This window comes from Janthinobacterium sp. BJB304 (genome assembly GCF_002735765.1).
GTDB lineage: Bacteria > Pseudomonadota > Gammaproteobacteria > Burkholderiales > Burkholderiaceae_D > Janthinobacterium.
Genome location: NZ_PDZN01000011.1, coordinates 143,792 through 167,311 on the forward strand (window position 1 = coordinate 143,792; position 23,520 = coordinate 167,311).

The following is a 23,520-nucleotide window of genomic DNA, read 5'->3' on the forward strand; positions in this document are numbered from 1 at the left end:
AGTGCTGTATTTTAGCAATTCCTTAATTGCCGGTTCCCCATGCCATGAGTCAAAGCAGCCAGTTTTCCTTATTGTCGCAGCGCCGTTTCGGGCCCTTCTTCTGGACCCAGTTCTTTGGCGCCTTCAACGACAATCTGTTCAAGACGGCCCTGATGGTGATCCTCGCCTACGATGCGCTGAGCTGGACCACGCTCGACCCGTCCACCATCACGAATCTGATTCCCGGCCTGTTTATCCTGCCCTACGTCGTGTTTTCGGCCACGGCCGGCCAGCTGGCCGACAAGTTTGAAAAGGCGGGCCTGGCCCGTTTCGTCAAATGGATGGAGCTGGCCATCATGGCCGTGGCCGCCGCCGGTTGGATGACGCACACGCTGTGGCTGCTGGTGGCCGCCGTGGTCGGCATGGGCGTGCATTCGACCCTGTTCGGCCCCGTCAAGTATGCGTATCTGCCGCAGCAGCTCAAACCCGAGGAATTGGTCGGCGGTAATGGCCTGATCGAGATGGGGACGTTTGTCGGCATCTTGTTGGGTGAAATCCTCGGCGCCGTGCTGATCGTGCACAAGCCGCTGGGCGTGGAACTGGTGGCCGGCGCGACGATTGCCGTGGCCGTCTTCGGCCTGATCGCCAGCTACCGCGTGCCGCGCACGCCCGCGCCCGAGCCGGACTTGAAGGTGAGTCTGAATTTTGTCGCCGAATCGTTGCGCAACCTGAATTTTTCGCGCAAGAACCGCCCCGTCTTCCTGGCCATGCTGGGCAACTCCTGGTTCTGGTTTTACGGCGCCCTGATCCTGGCCCAGTTTCCCGTGTATTCGAAGGATTTCCTGCATGGCGATCACAGCGTGTTTGTGCTGCTGCTGACGGTGTTTTCCGTCGGCATCGGCACGGGCTCCCTGTTGTGCGAGCGGCTGTCGGGCCACAAGATCGAGATCGGCCTGGTGCCGTTCGGCTCCATCGGCCTGTCGCTGTTCGGCATCGACCTGTATTTCGCCAGCAATGCGTATGTCAACACGCAGGTGGTCGATGCGCTGGCGTTTGTGGGCCAGGCGGGCGTGCCGCGCATCCTGATCGACATCGTCATGATCGGCGTGTTCGGCGGCTTTTTCATCGTGCCCCTGTTCGCCCTGATCCAGACGCGCTGCGACCCCAAACACATTTCGCGCACGATTGCCGGCATGAATATCCTGAACGCCCTGTTCATGGTGGCGGCCGCCGGCGTGGCCATCGTGCTGCTGGGAAAGGGTTTCACCATACCCCAGCTGTTCCTCGTCACGGCGATTCTGAATGCGCTGGTGGCTGCCTATATCTTCTCGCTGGTGCCGGAATTCCTCATGCGCTTCCTGGCATGGATACTCATCCAGACCGTGCACCGGGTCAAAGTCGTCGATGGCGAGCGCATCCCCGCGGAAGGCGCGGCCGTGCTGGTTTGCAACCACGTCAGCTATGTGGACGCCATCGTCATCATGGCGGCCAGCCCGCGTCCGATCCGCTTCGTCATGGACCACCGTATCTTCAAGATGCCGCTGATGGGCTGGATTTTCCGCACGGCCAAGGCGATTCCCATCGCGCCGGCCAAGGAAGATCCTTTCCTGATGGAAAAGGCCTTCATCGATATCGCGCAAGCGCTGCATCAAGGCGAACTCGTCTGCATTTTCCCCGAAGGGAAACTGACCCGCACGGGCCAGATCAGCGAATTCAAGGGCGGCATCGCCAAGATCGTCGAGCGCAGCAAGGTACCCGTGATTCCGCTGGCGCTGCGCGGCTTGTGGGGCCATCTGTTGAGCCATCGCAACGGCCATTTGTTCGAGCGCGCCTTCAAGGCGGGCTTGCGCTCGCGTCTGTCGCTGGCCGTGGGCATGCCCGTGGCGCCCGAGGCCGCCACGCCGGAACTGTTGCAGCAAAAGGTGCAGGAACTGCGCGGCAAGTGGAAATAAGCGCTATGGCGTTTGCGTAGCCGTCCCTTCCTGCCGCGCCAGGTGGGCGCGCAGCAGGGCGGTGATGGCGTCGAAATCCACGGGTTTCGTCAGGTGATGGTCGAAACCGGCTTGCTCCGTGCGTGCGCGCGCTTCGCCCTGGCCCCAGCCCGTCAGGGCGATCATCAGCACGTCGCGCCCGTGCGCACGCTGGCGTATCTGGCGCGCCGCTTCGTAGCCATCCATGTCCGGCATGCCCAGATCCATCACCACCAGTTGCGGCCACGCCATCTCCACGGCTGCCAGCGCCTGCGCGCCGCCATACGCGACCTGGGCGGCATAGCCCTCGAGCTGGAACAGGCTTTGCAGGGAATCGGCCGCGTCGCGGTTGTCGTCCACCACCAGCACTGGCACGGGCTGGCCCGCGCCGGCGGGCGTGCCGCTTCCGGCGGCGGACGGCGTGGCGGGCGGGGCACCGCCGGCGCTGGCCGGCAAGGTGACGATGAAACGGCTGCCACGTCCGGGGCCGTCGCTGTAGGCCTCGATGCTGCCGCCATGCATTTCGGCAAATTGGCGCGCCAGGCTGAGGCCGATGCCCAGGCCGCTGGTCATCTGGCCCGCCACCGTGCGTCCCTGTTCGAACATGGAAAAGATGCGCGCGATGGCGTCCGGGTCGATGCCGATGCCATTGTCTTCGATCATCACCTGCAACTGGCCCTGCGCTAGGCGCGCCGTAATGTGGATGAGCCCGCCGTCCGGCGTGAATTTCACGGCATTCGAGACGATATTGGCAAAGATCTGCACCACCCGGGCATAGTCGGCGTGCAATGTCACGGCATGCGGCGGTAGATCGACGGTGATGCGGATGTGCCGGCTGCTGGCCGCAGGCAGGCATAGTTCGATGACATGCTCGAGCACTTGCTGTAACTCGAACTCCTTGCGCTGCAGCAGGACCTTGCCGCTGGTGATGCGCGCCACGTCGAGCAAGTCGTCCACCAGCCGCGTCAGGTGCGTCACCTGGCGCTCGATCACGTCGCTCACCTTGCCGACCTGCGCCGATGCCGGAAACAGGTGCTTGAGCAGGGCCACCGACGACTTGATGGGCGCCAGCGGATTGCGCAGTTCATGGCCGAGGCTGGCAATGAATTCGTCCTTGCGCCGCTGCGTCTCGCGCAACTGGTACTGGCGCTGGCGCGCGCGCAGCATGGCGTGCGCCGAGGTGATCAGGGTCAGGATGTGCACGGGGCGTTCCAGCAGGGTCAGGTTGCCCAGGGTGGAAATAGCTTGCCGCACGGGCAGGGAATCGAGTCCCGCGTGCGTCAGCAGGATGATGGGCAAGTCGGACCAGTCCGGCTGCTGCCGGGCATAGGCGTCGAGCACGGTGTAGACGCCGGCATGCAGCGCCTCTTCCACCGTCAGCACGCCGCCGGCGCCCAGCGCCAGCTGCTCGGCCAGTTCGCCGGGCGAGCGGCAGGCGTGGCTGGCGATGGCGCTGCCCGCCAATACCGTGCCGGCCAGGGCGGCATCCTGGCCGGCAGGCGCGTAGATCAGGATGCGCTGCTCCATGGTAGTCCTAAGGGAAAGGCGTGCCGCCGATGGTGGGCAAGCCCGACAGGATGCCGTGAAAGCCGGCCAGGGCCGGGCCGATGCGGATGCCCTGCGGGCTGATCTCGAAACGGCGGATGGTGCGCTCGTGCGCGCTGTCGCGTTTCTTGAAGACGGAAATGGCTTGCCGCACCTCGCCTTCCGTTTCGTAGTAGCGCAGCATGATGACGCTGTCGGCCAGGTAGCTGGCGTCGGCCGCCGTCGTCATCGAGGTGCCCAGCATGTTTTGCTGCACGCCGACGAGCAGGGTGGCCACGCCGTGCCGGCTCAGGTAATTGAGCAGTTCATGCAGGTAGGTGCTCTGGAAGCGTTCATCGGGCACGGCATGCATGTAGCCATTCAGGCTATCGATGACGATCACCCTGGCGCCCCGCTGCGCCGCGTCGACCACGGCCTGGGCGAATTCGCCCGGTGTCATCTCGGCCGGATCGATCTGCTGTGCGCTCAGCAAACCCGTGTCGAGCGCCTCCTGCAGGCGCATGCCCACGCTGTCGGCCCGGTTCACGAGCTTGCTGCGCGCTTCCTCGAACAGGAACATGGCGCACGGTTCGCCGCGCGTTGTTGCCGCGTGTACGAATTGCGCCGCCAGGGTGGACTTGCCGCTGCCGGCGGGGCCGGAAAGGAGCGTGCTCATACCTTCTTCCAGGCCGCCGCCTATCATGGCGTCGAGTTCGGGCACGCCGCTCGACAGGCGCCGATGGCCGCCATCGCGGCGTGTGTCGGCCGCCACCAGACGGGGATAGACGACCAGGCCGTCACGGGCGATCTTGTAGTCGTGCGTGCCGCTGCGAAACGCCACGCCCCGGTATTTCACCACCCGCACGCGGCGGCGGTCATTGCCATAGTCCTGGTTTTGCAGCTCCAGCGAGATCACGCAATGGGCCACGCTACGCACTTGCAAGCCGTCGTCCAGCGCGGAGCGGTCGTCGATCAGCACGGTGGTGCAGTGCCGGCTGGCCAGGTATTGTTTCAACGCCACGACCTGGCGCCGATAGCGCAAAGGGTTTTCCGCGAGCAACTGCAGTTCGGACAGCGAATCGAGCACGAGGCGGGCCGGGCGGTGCTTTTCGATGGCGGCCAGGATGCGCTGGTTGGTCGAGGCCAGTTCGATTTCCGACGGGTGGAAGATCGTGTACTGGCGCTCGGGGTCGAGTATATCGTCGCTGGGCGCCACTTCTTCGATGGCGATGCCGGCCAGGTCCCAGCCGTGCGACAGGGCGGCGCCGCGCAGCTCGATTTCCGATTCGGCCAGGGCGATATACAGCACGGGCGTGCCGTTGCGCGCCCCTTCGGCCAGAAACTGCAGCGCCAGGGTGGTCTTGCCTGTGCCTGGCACGCCTTCGAGCAGGTACAGGCGCTCGGGCAGCAGGCCGCCCGTCAGTATGGTGTCGAGACCGGGGATGCCCGTCGACAGCAGTGGCGGCGCGCCCAAGCCGCCTGCGCCATCGTCTTGCGCCGTTCCTTGCGCCTGTGCTGTCGTCATCGCGTCCTCGCTTCGCCACGCTGTGGTCAATATATTAGCGCGTCCGCCGTGGCATGTCTTTTCGATACCATTGGTAAATAATCACGCCGCCATGCCAGCGGGGGCCGGTAGTGTTGCACACTTGTTGGCAGGTTCAGCAAAGAAATCTTGACCCTGCTAAAGTATTCACTCAATCCAACTCTCCCGCTTTGCCGTTTTGCCGCCGCCAGCCCGTATTCCGATCGATCCTGCTGGTGTGCGCCTGCTGTTGTTGTCGTCATTTAATTGCATCATTAGCAACTAAAAACGCTTAAAGGTTACTTTGTTTCAATTGTAACGCTGCTTGACGATTTTAGAATGATCGTTCATTCTTTGATCTGCGTTAATAAATTTAGTCATTTCTAACGACACTAGCCAGCTTCTTTTTCAGAAAGTCCAAGATGCAACCAACCTTTTCCCTGACGTCGCCGCGTACGAGCGGCGCTATTGCCGTTCTGTGCGCCACTGTAATCATGGCCGGCTGCAGTAAAAAACAGGAAGCACCTCACGCGCAGCAAGCGCCGCAGGTGGTCGTGTTTACTGTTAATCCGGCCGCGTTGCCGATGAGCGCCGAATTGCCCGGCCGCACGAATGCCTACCAGGTCGCCGATGTGCGCCCGCAAGTGGGCGGTTTGATCCAGAAGCGCCTGTTCGTCGAGGGGAGCGATGTGAAAGCGGGCACCGCCCTGTATCAGATCGATTCCGCTACTTACCAAGCCGCCGCCAATTCGGCCAAGGCCGCCCTGTCGAAAGCCAAGGCCAACCTGCTGACGGCCGGTCCGAAAGCATCGCGCTACAAGGAGCTGGTGGCCATCGAAGGCGTCAGCCGTCAAGAGTACGATGATGCCGTCGCCGCGTTCGAGCAAGCGAAGGCAGACGTCGAGTCCGCCACTGCGGCGCTGGAATCGGCGAACATCAACCTGCGCTACAGCACCGTGACGGCGCCGATCAGCGGCCGCACCAGCCGTTCGAGCGTGACGGCCGGCGCGCTGGTGACGGCAGGCCAGGCCGAAGCGCTGACCACCGTGCAGCAACTCGACCCGATCTATGTCGACGTAACCCAGTCGAGCACCGACCTGCTGCGCCTGAAGCGCCAGATGGCCGACGGCTCGCTGAAGAAAGTGGGCGAAGGCCAGGCCAAGGTCGACTTGATTCTGCCGGACGGCAGCAAGTACGGCGCATCGGGCAAGCTGCAGTTTGCCGGCGTGACGGTCGATCCGACCACCGGCAACGTGATCTTGCGCGCGCTGTTCCCGAACCCGAAAGGTGAATTGCTGCCAGGTATGTACGTGCGTGCGCAGCTGGAAACGGGCGTCGATGAGAAAGCCATTACCGTGCCGCAAGTGGGCGTGACGCGCAACCAGAAGGGCCAGGCCACCGCCATGATCCTGAACAAGGAAAACAAGGTCGAGCAGCGCGTGCTGACCACCAGCGGCACCGTCGGCACCAACTGGCTGGTGACGTCCGGCCTGGCCGCAGGCGACCGCGTGATCGTGGAAGGCTTGCAAAAAGTCAAGCCAGGCGCGCCAGCCGTTGCCGTGCCAGCCAAGGCCGAAGCTGCTCCTGCGCCCGCCGCTGCCGCTTCTGCCGCCGCATCGGCTGCCAGCGCCCACTAATTCAGGAGAATATTAATGGCCCGTTTTTTCATTGACCGCCCGATTTTTGCCTGGGTGGTCGCGATCGTCATCATGCTTGCCGGCGTGATTTCGATCCTCAGCCTGCCGATCGCGCAGTACCCGAGCATCGCTCCGCCGTCGATTTCGATCAGCGGCTCCTACCCTGGCGCCTCCGCCAAGACCGTGGAAGATGCGGTCACCCAGGTCATCGAACAAAAGATGAAGGGTATCGACGGCTTGCGCTACATGTCCTCGTCGAGCGATGCGACTGGCGGCATCAGCATCACCTTGACGTTTACCAGCGGCACCAATCCCGACATCGCCCAGGTGCAGGTACAGAACAAGCTGCAGCTGGCCACGCCACTGCTGCCGACGGCTGTCACGCAACAGGGTCTTGTCGTGTCGAAAGCCACGAAGAACTTCCTGATGGTGTTCGGCTTCATTTCCGAAAACGGCAAGATGGACCAGACCGACTTGAGCGACTATGTGGCCGCCAACGTCGTCGATCCGCTGAGCCGTGTTGCCGGCGTGGGCGACGTGACCCTGTTCGGTTCGCAGTACGCCATGCGTATCTGGCTCGACCCGGCCAAGCTGCAAAGTTTCAACCTGACCCCGGCGGACGTGATCACGGCCGTGCAGGCGCAGAATGCGGAAGTGTCGGCCGGTGAACTGGGCGGCACGCCGTCCGTCAAGGGCCAGCAGCTGAACGCGACCGTGTCGGCGCAAAGCCGTTTGCAAACGGTGGAGCAGTTCGGCGCCATCTTGCTGAAAACCACGACCAACGGTGCCATGGTGTACCTGAAGGACGTGGCCAGCATGGAACTGGGCCGCGAGAACTACAACACCGTGGCCCGCTACAACGGCCATGCGGCCACCGGCGTGGCGATCAAGCTGGCGACGGGCGCCAACGCGCTCGATACGGCCAATGCGGCGAAAGCCATGCTGGGCAACCTGAGCAAGCAATTCCCTGAAGGCATGAGCTACCAGGTGGCGTTCGACACCACCCCGTTCGTGAAACTGTCGATCGAGGAAGTGGTCAAGACCCTGGTCGAAGCGGTCATCCTGGTGTTCCTCGTGATGTATCTGTTCCTGCAAAACTTCCGCGCCACGCTGATTCCGACCATGGCCGTGCCGGTCGTGCTGCTCGGTACCTTCGGCATCCTGAACGCCTTCGGCTATTCGATCAATACCCTGACCATGTTCGCCATGGTGCTGGCCATCGGTCTCTTGGTCGACGATGCGATCGTGGTGGTGGAAAACGTCGAGCGCGTGATGAGCGAAGAGGGCTTGTCGCCGCTGGAAGCGACGCGCAAGTCCATGACGCAGATCACGGGCGCGCTGGTCGGTATCGCCATGGTGCTGTCCGCCGTGTTCGTGCCGATGGCCTTCTTCGGCGGTTCCACGGGCGTGATTTACCGCCAGTTCTCGATCACGATCGTGTCGTCGATGGTGCTGTCCGTCGTCGTCGCGCTGGTGTTTACGCCAGCCTTGTGCGCCACCCTGTTGAAACCGGTAGAGAAGGGCCATCACGCGACGAACAAGGGTTTCTTCGGCTGGTTCAACCGCAGCTTCGACCGCAGCAGCAATAAATACCAGGGCTGGGTCGGCGCCATGATCACGCACCGTTTCCGCTCGATGCTGCTGTACGTGCTGCTGCTGGCTGGCCTGGTGTTCATCTTCATGCGCCTGCCGACCTCCTTCCTGCCGGAAGAAGACCAGGGCATCCTGTTTACGCAGATTCAATTGCCGACGGGCGCCACGCAAGAGCGCACCCTGAAAGTGATCGAACAGGTCGAAGACCACTTCATGAACAGCGAGAAAGACAACGTCGCTTCCGTGTTTGCCGTCGCCGGTTTCAGCTTCGGCGGTAACGGCCAGAATACGGGTATCGCCTTCGTGCGCCTGAAAGACTGGTCGCTGCGCAAGGACGTGGCGCAAAAAGCGCCGGCCGTGGCCGGTCGCGCCATGGGCAAGTTGTTGCAGATCAAGGATGCGATGGTGTTTACGTTCGCCCCGCCTGCCGTGCTGGAACTGGGTAACGCCACCGGTTTCGACATGCAGCTGCAGGATATCGGCGGTGTCGGCCATGACGCCCTGATGGCGGCGCGTAACCAGTTGCTGGGCATGGCGTCGCAAAACCCGGCCATGGTGGGCGTGCGCCCGAACGGCCAGGAAGATACGCCGCAATACAAGATCGACATCGACCAGCAGAAAGCCACCGCGCTGGGCTTGCAGATCTCGGAAATCAACCGCGTGCTGAGCGTGGGCTGGGGTAGCTCGTATGTGAACGACTTCCTCGACCGTGGCCGCGTGAAGAAAGTGTTCATGCAAGGTAATGCCGAATCGCGCATGCTGCCGGAAGACTTGAACAAGTGGTTCGTGCGCAACACGGCTGGCCAGATGGTGCCGTTCTCCGCCTTTGCCACCGGCAAGTGGATTTACGCGTCGCCACGCCTGGAACGCTACAACGGCTTGCCGTCGGTAGAGATCCTCGGTACGCCGGCACCGGGCCAGAGCACGGGCGCCGCCATGAACGCGATGGAAGAGATGGTGGCCAAGCTGCCGCCTGGCATCGGCTTCAGCTGGACCGGCGTGTCGCTGGAAGAGCGCGAATCCGGTTCGCAGACGCCGCAGCTGTACGCGTTGTCGCTGCTGATCGTCTTCCTGTGCCTGGCTGCGCTGTATGAAAGCTGGTCGATTCCGTTCTCGGTGCTGCTGGTCGTGCCGCTGGGCGTGATCGGCGCCGTGCTCGGCACCTGGCTGTTCGGCCTGTCGAACGACGTGTACTTCCAGGTGGGCTTGCTCACGGTGGTGGGTCTGTCGGCGAAGAACGCGATTCTGATCGTGGAATTTGCCAAGGAAATGCAGGAATCGGGCATGTCGCTGCTGGACGCGACCTTGCACGCGGTGCGTCTGCGTCTGCGTCCGATTCTGATGACCTCGATTGCCTTCGGCCTGGGCGTGCTGCCGCTGGCCATTTCCAGCGGCGCCGGTTCCGGCAGCCAGAACGCCATCGGTATCGGCGTGCTGGGCGGTATGTTGACGGCCACGTTCCTCGGTATCTTCTTCGTGCCGGTGTTCTTCGTGCTGGTGCGCGGCTTCTTCTCGAAGCCGGACGCGCCCGCCACGCCGGCGACGCCTGGCTCGCCAGCCGTCACGCTTTCCAAGGATGCACATTAATATGAAAAAATCACTACTCTCCATGGCGGCGCTGGCCTTGCTGGCCGGTTGCAGCCTGGCTCCCACGTACGAGCGTCCGGCAGCGCCGGCGCCGACGGCGTGGCCGACGGGCCCTTCCTACAAGGCCGACACGGCCGCCGCCGACGCCAAGCCGGTGGCGGACGTCGCCTGGCGCGAGTTCTTTGCCGATGCGCGCCTGCGCCAGGTACTGGAACTGGCGCTGGCCAACAACCGCGACCTGCGCGTCTCGATCCTGAACATCGAGAAGGCGCGCGCCACCTACGGCATCGAACGCGCCGCCCTGATCCCGACCCTGTCGGCATCGGGCGGCCAGTCGGCCACGCGCATTTCGAAAAATGCCAGCCCGACGGGCGAAGCGTCCATCAACCGCCAGTACACGGCGAACCTGGGCGTGTCGGCCTACGAGCTGGACTTCTTCGGCCGCGTGCGCAGCCTGTCCGACAGCGCGCTGGAACAGTACCTGGGCACGGAAGAAGCACGCCGTGCACAACAGATCAGCCTGGTGGCCGAAGTGGCCAGCACCTATCTGAACCTGGTGGCCGACCAGCAGCGTCTGCGCGTGGCGCAGGACACCCTGAAGAGCCAGCAGTCGTCGTATGACCTGGCCGTGCGCCGCTTCAGCGCGGGCGCCACCTCGGGCCTGGACAAGTACGATGCCCAGACCAGCGTCGAGTCGGCCCGTTCCGACGTGGCTGTCTACACGAGCCAGGTGGCGCTGGACCAGAACGCGCTGGTCTTGCTGGTGGGCGGCCCCGTGCCGGCCGACCTGTTGCCGCCGGCCGAGTTCGGCACCGTGACGGCGCTGACGGACATTCCGTCCGGCGTGCCGTCGGACGTGCTGCAACGCCGTCCCGACGTGCTGGCGGCGGAGCGCACCTTGCGCGCCGCCAACGCCAACATCGGCGCGGCGCGCGCGGCTTTCTTCCCGCGCATTTCGCTGACGGCCACGGCCGGTTCGGTCAGCGACAACCTGTCGGGCCTGTTCAAGGCGGGCAGCGGCACGTGGAGTTTCTTGCCGCAGATCAGCTTGCCGATCTTCGATGGCGGCGTGAACCGCGCCAACCTCGATATCGCCAAGGTACAGCGTGAAATCTCCGTGGCGCAATACGAAAAGGCGATCCAGGTCGCCTTCCGCGAAGTGTCCGATGCGCTGGCCCAGCGCGGCACCATCGACGAGCGCCTGCAATCGCAGGTCTCGCTGGTCGAGGCGTCGACGAAGAGCTATACCATCCACGATGCGCGCTACAAGCAGGGCGCCGAGTCCTACCTGAACGCGCTGGTGGCCCAGCGCGCGCTGTACACGGCGCAGCAAAGCCTGATCACGGCGCGCCTGGCCAAATCGACCAACCTGGTCACCTTGTACAAGGTGCTGGGCGGCGGTTGGCAGCCTGAGCAGACAGCCGTCGCGGCGGCTGGCGGCGCCCAATAATCACGGGGACGCCGACGCCGGCCTTGCCCGCAAGGGCAGGGCCGGCGCGCTACTGGAAAAGTCATGAACCAAGTTGAAAAGAAGCATCCGGACCCCGAGCGCGCCAACACGCGGCGCAAGCAGGTGCTCGATGCGGCCGAAAGCTGCTTCAGCCGCCGCGGTTTCCACGGCGCCAGCATGGCCGAGATATCCAAGGCGGCCGGCATGAGCGCGGGCCACATCTATAATTATTTTGACAGCAAGGATGCGATCATCGCCGCCTTCGTCATGCAGAATACGGAGCGGGTGTCGAACCTGATGCAGGACCTGGCGCAGCGCGAAGACCCGCTGCAGGCCGTGATCGACAATGCGGGCGAGCATGTGCTCGAAGCGCTGGATCCGACCACGTGGATGATGCCCCTGGAAATCTTTGCCGAAGCGTCGCGCAATCCGGCGATCGCGGAAATGCTGCAATGCTCGGACCGGCGTTCGCGCCAGTTATTTCTCTCCATCATCCGCGACGCGCGCATCAAGCGCGGCTTGCCGGCGGACGAGGAAATGCTGCAGGGGCGCCTCGATGCCCTGGTGGCGCTGTATCAGGGCTTACCCGTGCGCTTCATTCACCATCCGGACGTGAAGGTCGAACCGCTGATCGCGGGCTTTCGCATCGTCCTGACGGCGCTGCTGCTGAGCGAATAGTGCGCTTGAGCTGCCCATGCAAAAAAGTTTGCGCAGATCGACATGAATCGCGCGCAAAAGCATGGCAAAAACCTAAAAGCGTCTGCTATAATTCCCACCTCGTCGGGGCGTAGCGCAGCCTGGTAGCGTACATGCATGGGGTGCATGGGGTCGGAAGTTCGAATCTTCTCGCCCCGACCATTAGATTCAAGGAGTTACAGCGCAAGCTGTATAAAAACCCAGTACTGTATATTATACGTTTGTATAATGTCGGTGCTGGGTTTTTCCGTTTACGTGACGTATGATTTTCGTTGCAGCATGCCGATGTCCGTTGAACAGGCATGCGCTGCTGCTTGCCTGCCTTTACGGGCAAGAACACAATCGTCTTCAACGATTCTGAACGCAAGTCGATTTTGCGTCGAATTTCCCCGGGCTACTTTCAGCGACGCTAACTACTGCAAGAGCAGCCGCTCGATAGAATAGCGATTGTTTAATTCAGGGCATGCAGTTGCCCATTTCTAATTATGGAATCAATGACAGTGATGGCAACAAAGTGGAAGAACCAGGAGGTGCGAAGCTGCAATGGCCTCCTGTGCAGCAATGGTGATCTCTACGACGTGCACGCAACCAGAATGGCCAGAGTACGTGAAAAACAGGAACTTGGCGGTTGGCTCAATGTCGCGATTCTGGCGCAAGAAGAGTTGTATGGCGGACAGTACATAGTTAAGTGCGGAGAGGCTGCGGAACACGGCTCGATCGGCGTAGTCGTTTTGGAATCGCTGCAAAATCATGAACCTGTTTGGACGTTTGTTTCGGATCAATCCAATCCATTTGATCAAATAACAATCAAGGGCGGCTTGGTGTTGGTGCTGTCAACGTCAGGCGCCGTGTTACGGTTTGGTGCGCCAATTAGGGAGGCAAGGCTTCTGCTCCCGAGTACTTCGATCCATGGTTCTAACGACGAGCGCTTGTAAAGTGAGACGCTGCGCGTCCGCTATGCTTAGGTGACGCCTTTTAAGCAGCCTCCGGCCACAAGCGGTCAGTCGTGAACAGGGAGACAGATGGGCTTCATCAACAGATGTGAAGCGTCGCTACGATTATTTGGCGACGACCTCATTCCCGAAGAGGTGTGCCGTCTATTCGGCCATTTCCCTTCGCAGGCATGGATGGTAACCCCCCTATTTTTTGAGCGCGTTAAAAGTAGAGCTTAAGCGGCCATGGCAAGCTTCTGTTTTGGCGTGATGGCGCCAAGTGCCATGTTCGGCCGGTCGTGATTGCAAGTCCACAGCCAGCGGGTTGCAAAATCCTGGATATCCTCGAGCGTTTCAAACAAATAATGGGCCAACCAGTCGTAACGCACCGTGCGGTTATGGGGCTCGACATAAGCATTCTGTTGCGCGATGATCCTGGTCAAATCGTCCAGTCCAGAAATGCGCTTGATCGACGTGCTGTCCGGCCACTTCGCGCGCCAATGTCGCTGAAAAATGGATTGATCAGCGCTTCCCTCAGCTATTCTCCTCAAAGCATTTGCCGACAGGCACCCGGCGGCTTGCCGATGACGCGCTTAAAAGCACGACTGAACGCGGCTTGCGATGTATAGCCAAGGCGTCGGGCGACGACGTCGATGGACACTCTTTCGTGAGTGAGCAATTGTCTCGCAAGGCGCATTCTCAATTCCGTGGCATAGCGCAGGGGCGGCACTCCGATGGTGGTTTCAAAGCGTCGTGCGAAAACAGAGCGAGAGATATGGCACTCCGCAGCCAACTGCGCAACTGTCCATTCTCGACCAGGCTGGCGGTGCAGCGCCAATATGGCACGAGCAAGGCGCGGATCACGCAAGGCGGCGAGGAGACCGGAAGCGTTTTCACAACCGCATTCAATCCAGCCGCGCACGATCATTGCTGCCGCGACCTCCGCCAGGCGAGCCAGAATGCCTGCAAAGCCAATACGGCCGGCACAGATTTCACGCTTCATTGAATCAAGAACAGGCAGCAACCCGGGATAGCCTTGCGCTTGCGTGTCAGCCACCATGACAGTTGGCATCAGCTTGCCGATCCCTTGCATCCCGCCGAGATCGAATTCCATGCAGCCGTAAAAAATAACTGCACTGGGCACGGGGTGCGTACTGGGACATGTGTCTACTCCGCTAACGGATTCACCCAGGGGCGCGGTATCGAACTTTTCGATGTCCTGAAATGCAATACCCGTATCCGATAGAAGCTGATGTCTCCTGCCGTGAGGCATGAACACCGCGCTACCGGCGGACAGCTTATGCAACTCACCATCATCGGTACACAGGAAAGCAGTGCCAACAGCGAGGAAGTGGAAGTAGGCGTGGCCTGGCTTGTCTTCAAAGCCTATGCCGAAAGCTGGACCGGTCTGAATACGCCGGTACTGGACTCCACGCAGGCGCATGCCTGTCAATAGTTCACTGACGAGATTAGATAATGGAAAAATTTGATTTTGCTTGCTCATTTTAGGTGTTTCGATCAAAACATCCGGACTTGCCATCATAGATCATCCTGGATTTTACCTCTAGACTTTCGACTCCGATTGTTTTAGGGATTTCAGAGATGAACAACGATGTTTTTGCTACCGAGCAAACGCCCAACGCGAACGATGTGTCTGTTCTAGAGCCAGCGACAGCAGCATGGATGGCAGTGTTTTCACTGGCCATGGGCGTTTTCGGTTTACTGACGGCGGAGTACCTGCCAGCCAGTCTACTGACCCCGATGGCCTTCGATCTTGGCGTATCGGAGGCACTCGCTGGTCAGGCAGTGACGGTGACGGCCGTAGTGGCCATGTTCGCCGGGCTGTTGGTGCCAGTTCTAACGCGTAATTTTGACCGGCGTGTCGTCTTGTTGGCTTTCACGGTGCTGATGATCGCCTCCAACTTGCTGGTGGCGTTGTCCTCAAGCTTGACAGTATTGTTGGTGATGCGCATTCTTCTGGGTGTCGCGTTAGGAGGCTTCTGGAGCATGGCGGCAGCCGTGGCCATGCGTCTGGTGCCGGCAAAGCTGGTGCCGCGAGCGCTATCCATCATATTCAGCGGCATCGCCATCGGGACGGTCGTTTCCGTACCGTTGGGCAGCTACTTAGGGGGGATATATGGCTGGCGCAGTGCATTTATAGCAGCCGCGGCTGTCGGAGGGCTAACACTTTTGTTTCAATTGTTCACGCTGCCCCGTATGGCGCCGCGCACGATGACGCGCACCACATCGGTACTGCGATTGCTCCGTCGCCCGGGGATCGGGATCGGGATGTTGGGCTGCGTACTGGCCCATACCGGGCAATATGCATTGTTCACCTATATTCGCCCCGCTCTTGAAAGCGTTGTCCATATAGATGTAAATGGTTTGTCTCTGATGCTCCTGGGTTTTGGTGTCGCCAACTTCGTTGGCACGCTGCTGGCCGGCTGGCTAATGGAGCGTAGCCTGCGTGCCACTTTAGTGCTCATGCCTGCGCTGGTGGGCTTGGCGGCATTCGGCATGATCCTGCTGCCAATCCAAGGAACAGGTCTGATGTTTTTGGTCGCTCTGTGGGGCCTGGCGTTCGGCGGCGTACCTGTCGCCTGGTCCAACTGGGTAGCCCGTGCTGTCCCGGATCAAGCGGAGACAGCAGGCGGCATGGTCGTCGCTGCGGTGCAATCTTCAATAGCTGCCGGCGCTGCATTGGGTGGCATTATGTTCGGCTTTGGTGGAGTGACAGGCGTTTTCATTATTGCTGGCGTTGTGATGCTGTTCGCCGCTCTCGTTATCGCTTTAAAAGTTCGCGTGGAACTGCCGCAGCACGGGGCGACCGCTGCCCCAGTGCTGCACGGTTGAACGCAAGCCACATCCGAATTTTCCATATTGGGCTTACGTCAGCCGAAAATTTTCCCATTAATCGTCACTTCAGTATGTTTGGTATGATGAAAATGCCCAGTCCTAAAATAGATTGACAGTACTTATTACTGGAAACGCCCGATGCACTGTATCGGGCGTTTTGCACTTCAGGGCCGTATGCGGTCGTTCCTGGTTGCAGACCCGCACCGATTGCGCCACCGGATTGGCCTTTTTCTTTTCTGTCCGCCGTCGCCATGCGGGCATGCATCATCTGCTATGCAGTTCATCCCTCCTTTCCACCATCCTGTGCCCCGATTTTCGTCCCCTGTCGCTGTCATCAACCTGGCAGTACGGCTTTGACCTATGATTTGCGAGCACATGCACCATGATTATGTTTTCCTTCATCCCACAACCATGAGGTGTCCATGATTCGCTATGTCCTGCCTGCCCTGTTGTTCGCCAGCGCCCTGCCGGCGCATGCCCAAGCCCCTGTCAAGGAAACGCCGCTGATCGAACGCACCAAGCTGTTCGGCAATCCCAGCAAGTCCGGTGGCAAGCTCAGCCCCGATGGACGGTGGCTGTCGTGGATCGCGCCGCGCGATGGCGTGCTCAATGTGTGGGTGGCGCCGGCCGGCGATCTGGCGCAGGCGCGGCCGCTGACGGAAGAAAAGGTGCGGCCCATCCGCAGCAGCTTCTGGTCGCCCGATTCGACAACCCTGCTGTTCATCCAGGACAAGGGCGGCGACGAGAATTTCCTGCTGTACGGCGTGAACGTGGCGACCGGCAAGCAGGTCAATTACACGCCGTTCGAGAAGACGCGCGTGCGCATCGTCCAGATCAGCAGCAAGGTCAAGGACCGCATCCTCGTCGGCATCAATAACCGCGATGCGCGCTGGCACGACGTGTACAGCCTGGACCTGGCCAGCGGCAAGCTGACCCTGGTGCAGCAGAACGATGGCTATGGCGGCTACCTGGCCGATGAATTGCTCAATCTGCGTATGGCCAGCAAGGCGCGTGCCGATGGCGGCATGCAGTATTTTCGCCTGACGGACGGCAAGGTCGAGAGCACGCCGCTGACCGAAGTCGGTCTGGAAGACTCGCAGACGACGGCGCCGCTGGCGTTTACGGTCGACGGCAAGACCTTGTACTGGACCGATTCGCGCGGCCGCAATACCTCGGCGCTGCTGGCGCAGGACGTGGCCAGCGGCAAGACCACGGTCATGGCGCAAGATCCGCGCGCCGACATCGCCGATGCGCTGTACGACACGCGCACGGGCCGGGTGCAGGCCTATACGGTCAATTACCTGCAGCAGGAGTATTTACCGCTGGCGGACGACCTGAAAGCCGACCTGGAGTTCCTGAAGAAAAATACCCAGGGCCAGTTCACGGTGACCTCGCGCACCGATGCCGACGATAAATGGCTGGTGAGTGTCGATGCCGTCACGGCGCCCCCATCGAGCTGGCTGTACGAGCGCAAGACCAAAAAGCTCACGCGGCTGTACGTGACGCGTCCGGAACTGGAAGGCGCGCCGCTGGTGCCCATGTATCCGCAGCAAATCAAGGCGCGCGACGGTCTGAACCTCGTGTCTTACCTGACCCTGCCGCAGGCGTCGAAGGCGGGCGCCGGCGGCAAGGCCACGCAGGCGGTGCCGATGGTGCTGCTGGTGCACGGCGGCCCGTGGGCGCGCGACACCTATGGCTACAACGGTTACCACCAGTGGCTGGCCAACCGCGGCTATGCCGTGCTGTCGGTGAACTTCCGGGGCTCGACGGGCTTCGGCAAGCAGTTCATTTCGGCCGGCGACTTGCAGTGGGGCCGCAAGATGCATGACGACTTGCTCGATGCGGTGCAATGGGCGGTGAAAAGCGGCGTGACGAGCGCCGACAAGGTGGCCATCATGGGCGGCTCCTACGGCGGCTACGCCACCCTGGCCGGCATGGCGTTCACGCCGACGACGTTTGCCTGCGGCGTCGACATCGTCGGCCCGTCGAACCTGTTTACCTTGCTGCAAACCATCCCACCTTACTGGGAAGCGGGCAAGCAGCAGTTCTACAAGCGCATGGGCGACCCGACTACGGAAGAGGGCAGGGCGCTGCTCAAGGAGCGCTCGCCGCTGAACTTTGCGCAGAATATCCAGCGCCCGCTGCTGATCGGCCAGGGCGCCAACGACCCGAGAGTCAACATGGCTGAATCGGACCAGATCGTGGCGGCCATGGCGGCGAAGAATATTCCCGTCACCTATGTGCTGTTCCCCGATGAGGGCCATGGCTTTGCGCGGCCCGTCAACAACATCGCCTTTAATGCCGTGACGGAAAACTTCCTGGGGCAATGCCTGGCGGGCCGCGCCGAGCCGATCGGCGCCACCCTGAAGGCGTCCACCGCGCAGGTCAAGCATGGCGCCGAGTTTGCGCCGGGCTTGCTGGAGGCGATGCGGTAAAGCTGCTAAGGTGGCGTGGCTTGCTGGACATGCGCCAGGCGGCCTTGCGCCAGCATGATGCCGGTTTCCGCACCAACGGCGTGTGTGTTCGCGCATCGGCGCGCTCGGCTCGAATACCGCCGCCAGTTCCCGGCCGCCGGCGATGTGCGCCTGGCGTATGCCGGCCTGGCGGCGGACGGCCCCGTGTACGTGATCCGCACGGTGCCGCAGCAGACGGGCAACCGGGCGGCGGGGCTGGGCGTCAAACTGCTGCGCTCGAACGGCTTGACCATCACGCTGGCCTTCTACCGCAATTTGAGCATCGATAGCGGGCGTACCCAGCCGGCGCTGTTTGGTATCGCCATGCCGCTCAAGTCATCACGTAGTCAAATTCGCTCTGGTCGCCGGCCCGGAAGCAATCCGGTTCGGCGACTTTTTTGCCCGCGCGCGTCACAGCATCCATGGATGTTCTTCCGCGCCGGCGACGATGCCGCCCAGCACGGCCTGATCGCGTTCGGCATGGCTCTGGCGCAGGAAGACGGGCAGGTCGGCCGCCAGGCGCGCGAAATGGGCATCGCGGCACAGGGGGCCGGCGCCCAGCGCGCGCGTGGCCAAGTGCAGCACCAGGGTGGTGGCGTCTTCCACGGCCAGGCGCAGGCGCAGCGCCAGGGCCATCGCATCGCTTTGCGGGTGCCGGTCGATCTCGGCGGCGCCTTCGCGCAGCAGGGCGCCGGCCGCACGCAGGCTGCAGTCGATCTGGCCCAGCTGCGCCAGACGCACGGGATCTGGCGCGGCGTGCTGCGCGCGCGCATGCAGGTGGCTGGCGATGGCGCAGGCCGCGCCATACCAGGCGGCCGCGATGCCGGCGCTGCCATGCCAGAAGCCGGGCCGCTCCAGGTAGGCGCCTGGCGCGCCGACGGGAAAGGCGCGCGCGGCGGAAAAGGTCACGTCGACGCTGGCGCAGGCGCGCATGCCGACGGCTTGCCAGCCTTCGTCCGTGACGTGCACGCCAGGTTGCGACAGGGCCACCGAGGCCAGGCAAGCCTGGTGATCCTCGTTCCAGCAGCTGATCAAGGCATGGCTGAGGCCATACGCGCCGGAACACCAGGCCTTGCGCCCGTCGAGCACATGGCGGCCATCGGCCATCGGCCGCAACCGCAGGCGCGCGCCCGGCAAGTCCGCGCACCAGACGCCCCAGCTACTGCCGGCCGGCACGCCGGGAGCGCCGATTTCCGCCAGGATGGCGAGCGCATCCGTATGGCTTTCATACAGTTTGAGCAGGGACAGGTCGATGGCGGCGATGGCGGCCAGCATTTGCCAGCGCTGCAGGGTAGCGCCGTGGCCGGGCAGGGGCAGCTGGTCCAGTCCCGCATCGCGCAGGCGCCGCAAGCCTTCGATGGGGAGAAAAGCGCTGTCCTGAGGCTGCAGCAGGGTGGCCAGCGCGACGGCGGACGGCAGGGAGAAAGCGTTGGGCGACATGGCAAGCTCCTTTTTTAATAGGATAGCTTTCTGTTTTTGCAATGTCTGTCCGATTCTACACCTACCCTCGCTGACGGGCTCGATGCCATGAAGCTGCAGGGCCATGGACCCCGCAGCAAGTCACGTGCTTATTTTTTTACGTACAGCATGTCTGGCGCATAACTGCTGCCGTTATGCGAGAAGGTGTAGAGATTGTTGTCGCGCAAAAGGATGCCGCCTTTGATGGTTTGCGCCGGGAGTGTGCCTTCGTCGAGCAGGCAAGTGGAGCCGCCTTCATATTCGATGCACCATTGCTGTTTGCCATCTTTCTTCACGTATTGCACGCCGGGCCCCGTGACGTTGAAGCTATAGGCGGGGATGGACAGGTTCAGCTTGTCGATGCGCACGTTGCTCGCGGCCCCATTCTCCGTCAGTTTGACGAGAACGTCAGCCACGCCATCCGGTGTCGCCGTGATTTTCGCGGTCATGGTTTCCGTGCCCAGCAAGGTGCCGCTGCAGCCGGTCTTGAGATAGGTTTCGGTGGTGGAGGTCAGTTCCATCGCGCCGCTGCCGTCGGCTTTGGCTGCGACGACCATGGTCTGGCGTTCATGCTCGTCGCATGGCGCTTGCCAGGTGCCGATGTAGGGCGCCAGCGTCGAGCCGGCATTGACATTGCCTGCATCACTGCTGCTGCCGCCGCCGCCACCGCCGCAGCCAGTCAGCAGTGCGGTGCTTGATGTCAGGAGTACTGCTACGATTTTTTTCATGCCCATCCTTTTATTCCGGCAAACATGCGTGCCGTAGACGCGGCAACAGTATAAAAGGATGGCTCAGGGGCAATTCTCACCGAATGTATTTGCCACTTGATTTACATCAAGGATAGCTTGCAATGACCAGGCAAGGCAGGCTTAAAACTCTTCCCAATCATCTCCTGCCGGTGCCTTGGCCGGCGCGTGCTGTGCCGCTTGCGGCTTGGCAACGGCCAGGCGCTTGGCGGGTGGCGCTGTCTTTTGCGGCGCGGCGCGCGGCGTTGCCACGGCTGCCGCCGGCGTTGCTGTCGGCGCCGTCTGGCGCACCTGCTCGCCCAGCTTGAACACGCTGACCACCTCGGCCAGATGGCTGGCCTGGTCTTGCAGGCTTTCGGCGGCCGCCGCCGCTTCCTCGACCAGGGCCGCGTTCTGCTGCGTCACACCATCCATCTGCGCCAGCGCCTGGTTGACCTGGGCGATGCCGTCGCTTTGTTCGTTGGTGGCGACGCTGATGTCGGCCATGATGGCGGTCACCTTGCGCACGCTGTCGACCACCTGTTCCATGGTGGCGCCCGCTTCATCGACGAGCTTGCTGCCGGCCGCGACCTTGCCCACCGAATCGTCGATCAGCAGCTTGATTTCCTTGGCCGCCGCCGCCGAGCGTTGCGCCAGATTGCGTACTTCCGTGGCGACGACGGCGAAACCGCGGCCCTGTTCGCCCGCGCGCGCCGCTTCCACGGCCGCATTCAGGGCCAGGATATTCGTCTGGAAGGCGATGCCGTCGATCACGCTGATGATGTCGACGATCTTGTTCGACGAGTCGTTGATCGAGGTCATCGTTTCGATGACCTTGCCGACCACCTCACCGCTCTTCTGCGCCACGCTCGATGCGGAAGCGGCCAGTTGATTCGCCTGGCGCGCATGGTCGGCGTTTTCCTTGACGGTGCCCGTCAGTTCTTCCACCGAAGCGGCCGTTTCTTCGAGCGAACTGGCTTGCTGCTCCGTGCGGGCCGACAGGTCGTTATTGCCTTGCGCAATTTCCGCGCTGGCGCGGGCCACGTTGTCGGCGCTGGCTTGCACTTGCAGCAGCACGGCGTGGATTTTTTCCACAAAGGCGTTGAAACCCTTGCCGATGACGGCCAGCTCGTCGGTCCCCTTGACTTCCAGCTTGACGCGCAGGTCGGCGTCGCCGCTCGACAGGTCCGTCATGGTGCGGCCCAGGGTGCGCAGGGGGCGCGTCAGCTGGTTGACGACGAGGATCAAAATACCGGCCGTGGCCGCCGCGCACAGCAGGGCGACGATCAGGGTATAGATCATCAGGTCGCGCGCCGAGGCGATGGCCACGCTTTTCGGGAAGTTCAGTTCCACGCTCCAGGGGGCGATATCGGGGTGGATCTGCAGCGGCTGCAGCAAATGGATGTAGCCCTGGCCGTCTTCATATTCGTACGGCTGGCCCTGGCGCACTTTTTCCAGGCCGGCCGCAGGCACGTCGTCGGCCTTCTTGCCCAGACGCTCAGGCACGGGATGGCTCGCGTACAGGCCGCCGTTCGAGATCAGGGCCAGCTTGCCGCCCTCGATCACTTTCAGGTCGGCCAGGATTTTCGCCAGGCGCGTGAGCATGAAGTCGGCGCTGGCCACGCCCTTGAAGCCGCCGTCGATCATGATGGGGGCCACCAGCGAGGCCATCAGTACATTCTTGCCGTCGACGGGGTAGATGTAAGGTTCCGTAAAGTAAGTCTTGCCCGTGCGCTTGGGCACGTCATACCAGTCGTTGGCGCCCGGTTTCGGGTCGAAGACGATGGGTTCGACTTGCAGTTTGCCGCCGGCGCCCCGCGTCCAGTAGGGCATGAAGCGGCCGCTGGCGTCGTAGTACGGCTTCTGGTTGGCGAAATCCGCATCCTTGCCGTCGAGCGCGTTCGGCTCCCACGTCACGGCCGCGCCCAGCAAGTCTTCCGAGCTGGTCAGGGTGGCCTTGGTCATTTCATTGATCTGCTCGCGCTGCAGGGGCAGGCTGGCGCTCTTGGTGCCGCGCATGGCGCCGGCCAGGCTGGAAACGCTGGACAGGTTGCTGGCGATGCGCGCCTGCAGCGCGCCGGCCACTTCGCGCGCCGACGTGCGCGCCAGGTCCAGCGCGGCCGCTTCCGCGCTGGCGCTGCTCTTGTAGCCGATCACCGCCGCCGTGACGCCGAGGCTGAGGACGGCGAGCGCGGTGGCGGCGACGCAGATTTTACTGTTCAGTGAGAGTTGCATGATGCTGTTCCTTGATGGGGAGGGGTATCGGTGCCATGGGCGTCGCGGGTGGCGCGCCTAGAACGTCTTGCTGATGGCCACGACCAGTGTGGCCGCGGCCGGGTTCGACGTGTCGAACTGGCCGGCCGCATTCGGGATGCCCAGCGTGTAATGGTCGTAGGCGTCGGTGGCGCCCCAGGCGCGCGTCACGGCCGCGCTGGCGCTCCAGCCGCCGTCGAAGGCCCTGGTGACGCCCACCTTGGCGTCACGCCAGTTCCAGATGGCATTGCCCGTGCCCGCCACCCGGCCATTGCCGGCGTGCAGGTTCAAGGTCCAGGCATTGCCCAGGTCGACATTCGCGCCCACGTCCAGGTAGCCCGTGCCGCGCGCATGCGTGATGCCGAAGAAGTCCGGCGTGACGGTATGGTTGTACTTGGCGTACAGCATCTTGTAGCTGAGGCCCAGCGACAGTTCGCCATAGTCATACTTGACGCCTGTGGCGCGGTAGACGGCGCCCGGATACTTGTAGTAATACGCGAGCACGCTGTAGCCCAGTTCGCCCACCGTGCCGCTGTAGCCGCCGTACAGATCCCATTCGACCGTGGCGTCTTGAATGTAGCGGTCGCTGACGGTGGAAGCCCAGGTGCCGAGCGACCAGCCGCTCGGGTGCGCGTAGTCGGCCCCCGCCTGCAGCGCCGGCTTGCCCCAGGTCTGGCGAAAGCCGCGCGAAATGTATTGGGAAGTGAGGCTGACATTGGCGCTGAAGGTGGCGGCAGGGCTGTCCGTGCTTTGCGCCTGCACGGGCAGGGCGGCCAGCAGGAAGAGGCAGCCGAGCAAGGATGTTCCAGGAAAATGGTGATGCGATGGCATGGCAGTCAGCTCCGTATTTGCTGGCAGCGGCCGTCCAGGCACGTTGCCCTGATG

General features: G+C 62.4%; 15 protein-coding genes, 1 tRNA gene and 1 pseudogene. 9 read left to right on the plus strand and 8 right to left on the minus strand.

What is annotated here, in order from left to right; genetic code table 11:
* Nucleotides 1-44: 44 nt before the first annotated feature.
* Nucleotides 45-1,931: an MFS transporter gene (locus tag CSQ95_RS15055; protein WP_099410080.1), complete on the plus strand. Its 1,887-nt coding sequence runs from the start codon at nucleotides 45-47 to the stop codon at nucleotides 1,929-1,931.
* Between the two features lie 3 nt (nucleotides 1,932-1,934).
* Here CSQ95_RS15055 and CSQ95_RS15060 read toward each other — a convergent pair whose 3' ends face one another.
* A complete protein-coding gene (locus CSQ95_RS15060) occupies nucleotides 1,935-3,476 on the minus strand; it encodes an ATP-binding protein (protein WP_099410081.1) in 1,542 nt (513 codons plus the stop codon).
* A 7-nt stretch (nucleotides 3,477-3,483) separates the two neighbouring features.
* The gene (locus CSQ95_RS15065; RefSeq protein WP_099410082.1) at nucleotides 3,484-4,998 is read right to left on the minus strand and encodes an ATPase domain-containing protein; all 1,515 of its coding nucleotides are present in this window, start codon (nucleotides 4,996-4,998) and stop codon (nucleotides 3,484-3,486) included.
* Nucleotides 4,999-5,417: 419 nt separating this feature from the next.
* Here CSQ95_RS15065 and CSQ95_RS15070 point away from each other — a divergent pair, with 419 nt between their 5' ends.
* The 6 genes from CSQ95_RS15070 (at nucleotide 5,418) to CSQ95_RS15095 (ending at nucleotide 12,893) form a co-directional block, all read left to right on the plus strand.
* A complete protein-coding gene (locus CSQ95_RS15070) occupies nucleotides 5,418-6,632 on the plus strand; it encodes an efflux RND transporter periplasmic adaptor subunit (RefSeq protein WP_099410083.1) in 1,215 nt (404 codons plus the stop codon).
* Nucleotides 6,633-6,647: 15 nt separating this feature from the next.
* Nucleotides 6,648-9,812: an efflux RND transporter permease subunit gene (locus CSQ95_RS15075; RefSeq protein ID WP_070219160.1), complete on the plus strand. Its 3,165-nt coding sequence runs from the start codon at nucleotides 6,648-6,650 to the stop codon at nucleotides 9,810-9,812.
* 1 nt (nucleotide 9,813) lies between these two features.
* Nucleotides 9,814-11,262, plus strand: a complete 1,449-nt coding sequence (gene adeC, locus CSQ95_RS15080) for an AdeC/AdeK/OprM family multidrug efflux complex outer membrane factor (protein WP_070219161.1) — start codon at nucleotides 9,814-9,816, stop codon at nucleotides 11,260-11,262.
* Between the two features lie 63 nt (nucleotides 11,263-11,325).
* Nucleotides 11,326-11,940: a TetR/AcrR family transcriptional regulator gene (locus CSQ95_RS15085; protein ID WP_070219162.1), complete on the plus strand. Its 615-nt coding sequence runs from the start codon at nucleotides 11,326-11,328 to the stop codon at nucleotides 11,938-11,940.
* 103 nt (nucleotides 11,941-12,043) lie between these two features.
* A tRNA-Pro gene (locus CSQ95_RS15090) sits at nucleotides 12,044-12,120 on the plus strand.
* 332 nt (nucleotides 12,121-12,452) lie between these two features.
* Nucleotides 12,453-12,893: a hypothetical protein gene (locus CSQ95_RS15095; RefSeq protein ID WP_099410084.1), complete on the plus strand. Its 441-nt coding sequence runs from the start codon at nucleotides 12,453-12,455 to the stop codon at nucleotides 12,891-12,893.
* Nucleotides 12,894-13,126: 233 nt separating this feature from the next.
* On the opposite strand, the pseudogene CSQ95_RS15100 reads toward CSQ95_RS15095, so the two are convergent.
* Nucleotides 13,127-13,315: pseudogene (locus CSQ95_RS15100) on the minus strand (integrase core domain-containing protein); the annotation flags it as partial.
* Nucleotides 13,316-13,437: 122 nt separating this feature from the next.
* Nucleotides 13,438-14,433 carry an AraC family transcriptional regulator gene (locus CSQ95_RS15105; RefSeq protein ID WP_099410085.1) on the minus strand — a complete coding sequence of 332 codons (996 nt, stop codon included), beginning with the start codon at nucleotides 14,431-14,433 and terminating at the stop codon, nucleotides 13,438-13,440.
* Between the two features lie 59 nt (nucleotides 14,434-14,492).
* Here CSQ95_RS15105 and CSQ95_RS15110 point away from each other — a divergent pair, with 59 nt between their 5' ends.
* Complete coding sequence (locus tag CSQ95_RS15110; RefSeq protein ID WP_099410086.1) at nucleotides 14,493-15,743, plus strand: MFS transporter; 1,251 nt, start codon at nucleotides 14,493-14,495, stop codon at nucleotides 15,741-15,743.
* A 425-nt stretch (nucleotides 15,744-16,168) separates the two neighbouring features.
* On the plus strand, nucleotides 16,169-18,181 hold the full coding sequence (locus CSQ95_RS15115; protein WP_099410087.1) for a S9 family peptidase: 2,013 nt from the start codon (nucleotides 16,169-16,171) through the stop codon (nucleotides 18,179-18,181).
* Between the two features lie 429 nt (nucleotides 18,182-18,610).
* On the opposite strand, the gene CSQ95_RS15120 is transcribed toward CSQ95_RS15115, so the two are convergent.
* The 4 genes from CSQ95_RS15120 to CSQ95_RS15135 form a co-directional block, all read right to left on the minus strand.
* Nucleotides 18,611-19,639: an acyl-CoA dehydrogenase gene (locus CSQ95_RS15120; protein ID WP_099410088.1), complete on the minus strand. Its 1,029-nt coding sequence runs from the start codon at nucleotides 19,637-19,639 to the stop codon at nucleotides 18,611-18,613.
* Nucleotides 19,640-19,767: 128 nt separating this feature from the next.
* Nucleotides 19,768-20,391 carry a hypothetical protein gene (locus tag CSQ95_RS15125; RefSeq protein ID WP_099410089.1) on the minus strand — a complete coding sequence of 208 codons (624 nt, stop codon included), beginning with the start codon at nucleotides 20,389-20,391 and terminating at the stop codon, nucleotides 19,768-19,770.
* A 135-nt stretch (nucleotides 20,392-20,526) separates the two neighbouring features.
* Nucleotides 20,527-22,617, minus strand: a complete 2,091-nt coding sequence (locus tag CSQ95_RS15130; RefSeq protein ID WP_099410090.1) for a methyl-accepting chemotaxis protein — start codon at nucleotides 22,615-22,617, stop codon at nucleotides 20,527-20,529.
* A 57-nt stretch (nucleotides 22,618-22,674) separates the two neighbouring features.
* Nucleotides 22,675-23,433, minus strand: a complete 759-nt coding sequence (locus CSQ95_RS15135; RefSeq protein WP_099410091.1) for a TorF family putative porin — start codon at nucleotides 23,431-23,433, stop codon at nucleotides 22,675-22,677.
* Between the last annotated feature and the right edge of the window lie 87 nt (nucleotides 23,434-23,520).

Excerpts from the sequence above, each read along its gene's own strand:
- CSQ95_RS15055 (WP_099410080.1), top strand. The coding sequence starts at position 45 with ATGAGTCAAAGCAGCCAGTTTTCCTTATTGTCGCAGCGCCGTTTCGGG.
- CSQ95_RS15060 (WP_099410081.1), bottom strand. The coding sequence starts at position 3,476 with ATGGAGCAGCGCATCCTGATCTACGCGCCTGCCGGCCAGGATGCCGCC.
- CSQ95_RS15065 (WP_099410082.1), bottom strand. The coding sequence starts at position 4,998 with ATGACGACAGCACAGGCGCAAGGAACGGCGCAAGACGATGGCGCAGGC.
- CSQ95_RS15070 (WP_099410083.1), top strand. The coding sequence starts at position 5,418 with ATGCAACCAACCTTTTCCCTGACGTCGCCGCGTACGAGCGGCGCTATT.
- CSQ95_RS15075 (WP_070219160.1), top strand. The coding sequence starts at position 6,648 with ATGGCCCGTTTTTTCATTGACCGCCCGATTTTTGCCTGGGTGGTCGCG.
- adeC (WP_070219161.1), top strand. The coding sequence starts at position 9,814 with ATGAAAAAATCACTACTCTCCATGGCGGCGCTGGCCTTGCTGGCCGGT.
- CSQ95_RS15085 (WP_070219162.1), top strand. The coding sequence starts at position 11,326 with ATGAACCAAGTTGAAAAGAAGCATCCGGACCCCGAGCGCGCCAACACG.
- CSQ95_RS15095 (WP_099410084.1), top strand. The coding sequence starts at position 12,453 with ATGACAGTGATGGCAACAAAGTGGAAGAACCAGGAGGTGCGAAGCTGC.
- CSQ95_RS15105 (WP_099410085.1), bottom strand. The coding sequence starts at position 14,433 with ATGATGGCAAGTCCGGATGTTTTGATCGAAACACCTAAAATGAGCAAG.
- CSQ95_RS15110 (WP_099410086.1), top strand. The coding sequence starts at position 14,493 with ATGAACAACGATGTTTTTGCTACCGAGCAAACGCCCAACGCGAACGAT.
- CSQ95_RS15115 (WP_099410087.1), top strand. The coding sequence starts at position 16,169 with ATGATTCGCTATGTCCTGCCTGCCCTGTTGTTCGCCAGCGCCCTGCCG.
- CSQ95_RS15120 (WP_099410088.1), bottom strand. The coding sequence starts at position 19,639 with ATGTCGCCCAACGCTTTCTCCCTGCCGTCCGCCGTCGCGCTGGCCACC.
- CSQ95_RS15125 (WP_099410089.1), bottom strand. The coding sequence starts at position 20,391 with ATGGGCATGAAAAAAATCGTAGCAGTACTCCTGACATCAAGCACCGCA.
- CSQ95_RS15130 (WP_099410090.1), bottom strand. The coding sequence starts at position 22,617 with ATGCAACTCTCACTGAACAGTAAAATCTGCGTCGCCGCCACCGCGCTC.